The 6,688-nt window shown below is 33.0% G+C and carries 7 protein-coding genes; 5 read left to right on the top strand and 2 right to left on the bottom strand.

Translation table 11 applies throughout. From position 1 onward, the window contains the following. Window position 1: 1 nt before the first annotated feature. On the top strand, window positions 2–1,138 hold the full coding sequence (locus tag LCI24_RS08760; protein WP_274640034.1) for an NAD(P)/FAD-dependent oxidoreductase: 1,137 nt from the start codon (window positions 2–4) through the stop codon (window positions 1,136–1,138). Window positions 1,139–1,374: 236 nt separating this feature from the next. Here the strand turns inward: LCI24_RS08760 and LCI24_RS08765 are convergent, their stop codons facing one another. After that, window positions 1,375–2,880 (bottom strand): hypothetical protein, encoded by a 1,506-nt coding sequence (locus LCI24_RS08765; protein ID WP_274640035.1) that lies wholly within the window; start codon window positions 2,878–2,880, stop codon window positions 1,375–1,377. Window positions 2,881–3,098: 218 nt separating this feature from the next. On the opposite strand from LCI24_RS08765, the gene LCI24_RS08770 reads away from it, so the two are divergent. Then, a complete protein-coding gene (locus LCI24_RS08770; protein ID WP_099214218.1) occupies window positions 3,099–3,572 on the top strand; it encodes a nucleoside deaminase in 474 nt (157 codons plus the stop codon). Between the two features lie 77 nt (window positions 3,573–3,649). Here the strand turns inward: LCI24_RS08770 and LCI24_RS08775 are convergent, their stop codons facing one another. Then, the gene (locus LCI24_RS08775) at window positions 3,650–3,859 is read right to left on the bottom strand and encodes an SHOCT domain-containing protein (protein WP_120187669.1); all 210 of its coding nucleotides are present in this window, start codon (window positions 3,857–3,859) and stop codon (window positions 3,650–3,652) included. Window positions 3,860–3,998: 139 nt separating this feature from the next. On the opposite strand from LCI24_RS08775, the gene LCI24_RS08780 reads away from it, so the two are divergent. The 3 genes from LCI24_RS08780 to LCI24_RS08790 all read left to right on the top strand — a co-directional run bounded on the left by LCI24_RS08780 (window position 3,999) and on the right by LCI24_RS08790 (window position 6,431). Further along, entirely contained in the window at window positions 3,999–4,991 is a 993-nt protein-coding gene (locus tag LCI24_RS08780; RefSeq protein WP_274640036.1) for a dienelactone hydrolase family protein, read from the top strand. A gap of 168 nt (window positions 4,992–5,159) precedes the next feature. Continuing rightward, on the top strand, window positions 5,160–5,741 hold the full coding sequence (locus LCI24_RS08785; protein ID WP_274640037.1) for a Crp/Fnr family transcriptional regulator: 582 nt from the start codon (window positions 5,160–5,162) through the stop codon (window positions 5,739–5,741). 66 nt (window positions 5,742–5,807) lie between these two features. Further along, the gene (locus LCI24_RS08790; RefSeq protein WP_274640038.1) at window positions 5,808–6,431 is read left to right on the top strand and encodes an FMN-dependent NADH-azoreductase; all 624 of its coding nucleotides are present in this window, start codon (window positions 5,808–5,810) and stop codon (window positions 6,429–6,431) included. The last annotated feature ends 257 nt before the right edge of the window (window positions 6,432–6,688 follow it).

The raw sequence follows: 6,688 nt of genomic DNA on the forward strand, positions 1-6,688 counted from the left end.
ATTGAAAGAATATAATAGTACTACTGACATACTAATTATAGGTGGTGGCATTGCAGGTTGCATTGCCGCCATTTCTTTAGTTAATTATTATAATGTTACCATAGTAGATAAACAGCTTGAACCTGTTGATAGAATTGGGGAATCGTTAGCACCTGCTGCACAACGGATTTTAAAAGAGTTAGATTTATTAGAAAACGAATCAGATGATGTAAAGCAAACCATATTCCGTAATAATTTAGGAATGCAATCCTATTGGGGAAGCAATCAACTTCATATTGTTGATCATATGAGAAACCCCGATGGGTTCTCTAGAAGTTTAGATCGAAAAGAGTTTGAAATTTATTTAAGAAAGGTTGCTATTGAAAGAGGTGTTGACTGTGTTTGGGGAACACGCCTTTCTAATACTTCTTACGAAGATAATTACTGGGAAGTAATAACAAAGTCTGATGATTTAAAAAACAGAACTACACATACCATTCATGCTAAGTTTGTAATTGATGCTACTGGTAGGCAATCTCATTTCACAAAGAGCTTAGGTATTAAACGCACACACTATGATAAGCTTATATCTTGTTGGATGAGTTTACCCAATACACAAGAAAATACCATGAGTACTATTGTTGCTGATGAATTAGGTTGGTGGTATAGCGCTATAGTTCCTAATAATAAAAGAGTCCTTGCTTTTCAAACAGATGCAGATTTGGTAGATAGAAATACCTTTAAACATTTAGATGCTTTTTTAGCTTTTACCAAACAACACGAGCTCATTGCTCCTTTAGTTGAAGGTAACGAAGCAGACATTAACTTTCATGGTACGGTAAGTGCCAATTCTACTCGTTTAGAACAGGTAGCTGGCAAACAATGGCTTGCTTTAGGCGATGCTGCTATGAGTTTTGATCCGCTTTCTTCTCAAGGTATGTTTAATGCTATGGCAAATGCAATGCAAATGCAAAAATTACTTATAAATATTGACTTTATTAAGGATTTACATCCTTATAAGATGGAACAATTCAATATATTATATAGTCAACAAATACAACAGGTTTGGAATCATTACCTTAAGCATAAATACTTCTTTTATAGTACTGAGACTCGATGGAAAGAAGCTCCTTTTTGGAAAAGGCGTAATATTAGCTGATAATTTTACGGACAAATTACTTCGTCATATCTTCCTCTTAATGACGATAAAAAGAAACAAAAAATAAAGACTTACAATAAAAGAATAAGAGTAACTCCTTTGAGTGAGATTCCTCACTACCGTTCGGAATGACTGTTCTTTCAAGTAAAACATGCCAACAACTAACAAAAATAAAACCTCCCCAGTAACTAAAAATAGACTGGAGAGGCTTTTTTGTAAAGTCAATCTTAAAAACTTTACTTTAAACTGTTCTTCATAAAGTCTTCTACTTCTTGTTTCGCTTTAAGAGCTTCTACTTCATTAAATGTTTTTCCTTCTCCTCTTAATAAATAAGCATTAAAAACGTGACTTATATACAATGGTGATTTCTTATTTGTTGAAAAATTTACAGCATTATGGCAACTAAAGCAATTTGCTAAATTTTCAGCATCAATGTCTTTTAAACTACTTTTAAAAGTTTGTGTATACGTTTCCATGGTAACATTAGCACAGTTTACTGACCCTCTTGCTACCGAAGTACTATCAGGTGTTGCGTTTCCAATATCTCCTCCTAAACTATTTATTTTAGCTGTTTGCTCTTCAGGTGTCAATCCATCTGTATCAATCCATAGAGAACCATTGTAGAAGTAATTTTTCCATACATCAGTTAAATTCTCTTTTACACAAAGATTAAGGTTCTCTATGTTATTAAAGTTTACAGGTTCTGATTGGCTTGTGTTCATAAAGTTTCCTACACTGTCTCTTGGAACTCCATACTTAAATAAATCGTATGCTTTATAAGGTAACTTTGCACTACCATTACTCCATACAATTCCATCAATTCCTGTAGTAGTACCTTCAGCAAATAATAATTTATTGGTAGATGAAGATGCGTTATTGTCTTTCCAGTTATAGTTTGGTGCTAAATCGTCATGTTCAAACGTAGCCCAAATAAACTCTGGGTGATTCTCTACAATACCTACAACGTGCATTCCTAATAAAGCAACCTCAGTATTAGTATATGTTTCTCCATCTCTACTTAAGGCTGCAACTGTTGTATAATAGTTACCTATCTCTTCTTCAGCAATAGCAGTTACTGGTGTCCATGATACTTTTAACTCTAAAGAGCCCACCGGAAAAGATGCTTGATTATTTCCACTTAAAGTTCCGCTAACTATAGAATCTCTATATTTTCTTGATGCTTCTCTCATTGTAGGGCTTATGTGAATAGAGTAAAATACTGTTTCTGAAACTCCGTCTTCGTTATAAGCAGGGTTTGTTTTTAAAGTTCCGCCCGATCCTGCTTGAGCAGTATCTACCAAAACCAAAGCAGCTCCTTCTTTTTGTTTTACATCTTGCATATGAGATGTTACTTGATACATTTTCTTTGGGTTTAAAAACAGCGGCAACGTTTCTCCTACATATAAAGGAACTTCCTTCCCCTCCTGCTTTACTGCTAGTTTTTCTATTTGATACTCTGGTTTGGTTAGCCATAAAAACTTTTGCCAAGACCATTGGTGAAAAATTGCATTGGTTGTGCTCGATACATCAAACGGACTTCCTTTTCCTTCTGAAGGGGCTGGGGTTTGTGTGTGAGGGAACCAATCACTTTCACATAAACTTTGGGTTGCTGTTTTATTGTAAGCTACTTCTTCTACTGGCTCTACAGCATCGTTTTCTTTTTTCTTCTTTTTACAAGAATTAAAAAATACAACACCCATTACAAGCATTGCATTTAAAATAAGTTTGGTTGTTAATTTCATGATTGATTAGTTTTTGATAATAGTTACAAATTAGCGAATATTTTAGTAGCTTGTTAAAAAAGATGGCATAAACTCTTAAATTATAGTTATAAAAAGCTGTTTTTTGATGCCAAGTGTATATACCCTTTATGCTCTTACTTTAAAAAGTGTTTTATTTCGTAAATTGAATCAAAGAAAAGGCTTAGTTTTGTAACCCTTTTTTTATTAAAAACTAAACAATGAATACACACGAAGAATATATGAGTGAAGCTGTAAAAGCAGCTTTAAAAGGAATGCAAAATAACGAAGGAGGTCCTTTTGGTTGTATTGTAGTAAAAGATGGAGAAGTTATTGGGCGTGGTAACAACAAAGTTACCTCTACTAACGACCCTACAGCTCACGCAGAAGTAACTGCCATTCGTGATGCTTGTAAAAATATTGGTTCTTTTCAGCTAGATGGTTGTATTGTATACACTTCTTGCGAACCTTGCCCTATGTGTTTAGGAGCTATTTACTGGGCGCGTCCTGATAAAGTTTTTTATGGTAGTAATCAACAAGATGCTGCTAATATTGGTTTTGATGATGAGTTTATTTACAAAGAAATTCCGTTACCATACGAAAAGAGAAGTATTCCGTTTGAGCAAATAGGACGTGATATTGCGCTAGAACCTTTCCAGAAATGGTCTGAAAAAGAAGATAAAATAGAATATTAGAGCAAATAACCTCAGGATAAACCTGTAGAATAATATTCCCTTTGTAATTTTTACAAAGGGTTTCTTTTTTATTACACTTAAGAATCTAGTACTTTTTTAGCTTCTTCATATTCTTCTTTGGTGATTTCACCTTTTGCAAAACGTCTTTTAAGGACTTCTAACGGAGATTCTTTTTTTGTTACTTGGAATAAAGAACTGTAAAACAAGAAAAAGAATACTCCTATTACTATCCAAACAATCCACCATACAAAGTGCATACCCCAAAAATGTCCGTCGTGATAATGCATAACTATTTAGTTTTTATATTAAAGCAACACTAAGTTACGAAATTATACAGCTGAATACCAGATAAATACACTTTTAAATATAAGTTTTGCAACATGTCTTTTTCTTTTCAGTCTTTAATGTAAAATTAAAAAGATTTATATGAAACTACTTGCACTATTATTATCGTTATGTATTTGTTCAACATCCTTTAGCCAAAGAACAAAAGACTTAAAGACTTTTAAACACTATTCTGTAGTAACAAGTAAAGACACCATTAACTATCATACATATGCTAAAAAAGATATTGAATCTACCAATGTTCTTCTCTTATATATTCAAGGTTCCAAAGCAATGTCTCTATATCAAACAATGAAAGAAAACGGAAAAACGTATGTTGGAACAACATTGCCTCTTGATTTTAACCTTTTGCCTGATAATTATTTATTTGTCGTAATATCTAAAAAGGGTTTTCCTTTCTTAACAAAAATGGATGAGGAGTTTCCTGTTCCTAAATCATATTATGAAAACCAAACATTAGCGTATCGAACTCATCAAGCTAACCTAGTAATTAACAGTATAACTAAAAAGTATCCAAATAAATTCAAAAAAGTTATTGCTCTCGGACACTCTGAAGGGAGCGATGTTGTTGCTAAATTAGGAACTGTAAATAATAGTATAACTCATTTTGGGTATTTGTCTGGTGGAGGTAGCACTCAGTTTATTGACTTTATTACATTTACTAGAAAGAAATTAGCTAAAGGCTTAATTAGTGAAAAAGAAGCACAAAGAGAGATTAGTTCAATATTAGAAGATTTTAAAAAAATAATGGCAAACCCTAATGCTACCGATAAATATTGGGCTGGTAAAAACAATAGTTATAAAAGATGGAGTTCTTTTTCTGAGCCACCAATTAACAATTTATTAAAAATTTCAAAGCCTCTATTTGTAGCCATTGGAACAAAAGATCAGGCTGTGGCTCCTGAATCCGCTTACCTAATTCCAATAGAGTTTATTAGGAAACAGAAAAACAATTTAACATTCAAAGCTTATTCAGGTTTAGACCATGGATTTGGAAAAGAACTAGAGAATGGAAAATATGAAAAGTATTGGAACGTTGTTTTTAAAGATTTTTTGAACTGGGTAAATCAATAATAAAAGAATATAAAACAGCTTTAAAACCTAGTATATTTTATTTTAACCTACACTAACAAAGAGCTTATAAAAAGCTTACCTTTTGTGGGTGATAAGTTTTCAGCTTTCGGGTTAAGAATAATAGCTTATCCAAAATAAAAAAAGAATAATATACTAGCAACAGCTTAAATGAAAAATCCACTAATAACATCAATTTCAAAATACATCAAGTTAACTTCAGAAGAAGAGAATATCATTAAAAGCTTTTGGACTGAAAAGACTCTTGAAAAAGGAGAATACCTTTTAAGAAATGGTGATGTATGTAGAACCGATAACTTTGTAGTTAATGGAACTCTTAAAGCCTTTTATATAAACGCTGCTACAGGAACAGAAGAAGTTTTATATTTTGCTATAGAAAATTGGTGGGCTACAGATATTGATAGCTTTCAAAAGCAACAACCTTCTATTTATAATATCCAAGCAATAGAAGAAACTGAATTGTTACAGATACGCTATGACTCTTTTCAAGAAATGCTAAAACAAATACCTAAGCTGGAGCGTTTTTTTAGAATTATACTCGAAAACTATCTTGGCAGCTTGCAAAGAAGAATAATTCACAACAATGTGTATGATGCAGAACAACGGTATCTTGATTTTATAAAAAACTACCCCAAAATAGCAGACAAAGTTCCTCAATACTTAATTGCTTCGTACTTAGGTGTAACTCCTGAGTTTTTAAGCAGAATTCGTAAAAAACACAAGCCATCTTAAACTAGGTCAATTTTTTTCATTTCTTATACAACGAACTTTGCCATATCATGTAAACAATATTAAGATATGAACAAAGTACTTATTATCAACGCAAGTGTAAGAAACGAAAAATCGCACAGTAGGCAATTAACTCGACTCTTTGTAAAAAATTGGCAACAAAAGCATCCTAACGATACATTTTCATACCGAGAGGTTGGGTTAAAAGAAATACCTCCTATCAATGAAAAATGGATTGCTAGTGCCTTTATTAAGCCTGAAGACAGAACAGCAGAAAATCAATTAGGAGTTAACTTGAGCGATAAGCTAATTAAAGAGTTTAAAGAACACAATGTGTATGTTCTTGGAACACCTATGTACAATTGGTCTATACCTAGCGGATTAAAAGCTTACATAGATCAGCTTATGAGAATTAATGAAACATGGAAATTCCGCTCAGGTACACCCGATGGTGATTATGTTGGCTTACTGAAAAACAAAAAAATGTTTATTCTATCTAGCCGAGGTGATACTGGCTATGGTGAAAATGAAAAAAACGAGCACATGAACTTCCAAACTACCTATTTAAAGTTTGTTTTTGGAATTATGGGGATTAAAGATGTTTCTATAATTTCTTTAGATAATGAGGAGTTTGGAGGGGCTATTTTTGAAAACTCTAAAAAGAAGATATATCAAGAAATTGGAGAAATTTAAAACACATCCTCTACAAACGAACGCTGTTAATACTTATGTTAACAGCGTTTTTTAATGCCTTCTTTACATAACACAGCACTTAACAAACATTTTTCTACACACGCACCTATTTTTATCTTTTTTGTTGTTTGGTGTTGCTCCCCTTAGGCAGTGAATAACACTCCCCTTAGGCGGGGAGTATCGTTCCCCTTACCGAGGGAGTGTCACTCCCCTTAGGCAAGGAGTGTTGACCCGATTAGGCTTCGTGTGTTGACCCG

The organism is Tenacibaculum larymnensis, from assembly GCF_028829235.1.
Classification (GTDB): domain Bacteria; phylum Bacteroidota; class Bacteroidia; order Flavobacteriales; family Flavobacteriaceae; genus Polaribacter; species Polaribacter larymnensis.

What these genes read in the sequence shown, in the direction of transcription:
- LCI24_RS08765 (WP_274640035.1), bottom strand. Translation starts at nt 2,880, where the DNA reads ATGAAATTAACAACCAAACTTATTTTAAATGCAATGCTTGTAATGGGT.
- LCI24_RS08770 (WP_099214218.1), top strand. Translation starts at nt 3,099, where the DNA reads ATGAATACACACGAAGAATATATGAGTGAAGCTGTAAAAGCAGCTTTA.
- LCI24_RS08775 (WP_120187669.1), bottom strand. Translation starts at nt 3,859, where the DNA reads ATGCATTATCACGACGGACATTTTTGGGGTATGCACTTTGTATGGTGG.
- LCI24_RS08780 (WP_274640036.1), top strand. Translation starts at nt 3,999, where the DNA reads ATGAAACTACTTGCACTATTATTATCGTTATGTATTTGTTCAACATCC.
- LCI24_RS08785 (WP_274640037.1), top strand. Translation starts at nt 5,160, where the DNA reads ATGAAAAATCCACTAATAACATCAATTTCAAAATACATCAAGTTAACT.
- LCI24_RS08790 (WP_274640038.1), top strand. Translation starts at nt 5,808, where the DNA reads ATGAACAAAGTACTTATTATCAACGCAAGTGTAAGAAACGAAAAATCG.